Origin of the sequence: Winogradskyella poriferorum (assembly GCF_050618035.1) — a bacterium.
In the GTDB taxonomy this organism is placed as follows: domain Bacteria; phylum Bacteroidota; class Bacteroidia; order Flavobacteriales; family Flavobacteriaceae; genus Winogradskyella; species Winogradskyella poriferorum_A.
This window is the reverse complement of record NZ_JBODPY010000019.1, coordinates 1-334: the sequence shown is the minus strand read 5'-3', so window position 1 is coordinate 334 and position 334 is coordinate 1. Positions and strand designations below refer to the sequence as shown.

At 36.8% G+C, this 334-nt stretch carries 1 protein-coding gene; it reads right to left on the bottom strand.

Translation table 11 applies throughout. The features are described 5' to 3' along the window. Window positions 1-334: SufD family Fe-S cluster assembly protein (locus ACRHOC_RS14750; protein WP_431159396.1), on the bottom strand; the 334-nt coding region annotated here is incomplete at both ends.

Sequence of the window (334 nt, the reverse complement as noted above, 5' to 3'; positions counted from 1 at the left end):
TTTTTGTGCTTCTACAGCAAACTCCATTGGGAGTTTGTTAAGCACTTCTTTGCTAAACCCGTTAACGATTAAAGCAATTGCTTTTTCGGTATCTATTCCACGTTGATTACAATAAAATATTTGATCTTCACCAATTTTACTGGTAGTGGCTTCGTGCTCAATTTGAGCTGTTTTATTCTTTGCTTCTATATAAGGAAAAGTATGTGCACCACATTCATTACCCATAAGCAAACTATCACATTGCGAGAAGTTACGAGCATTTTCCGCACGTGAATTAACCTGAACTAATCCACGATAGCTATTCTGCGATTTACCAGCAGAAATTCCTTTACTG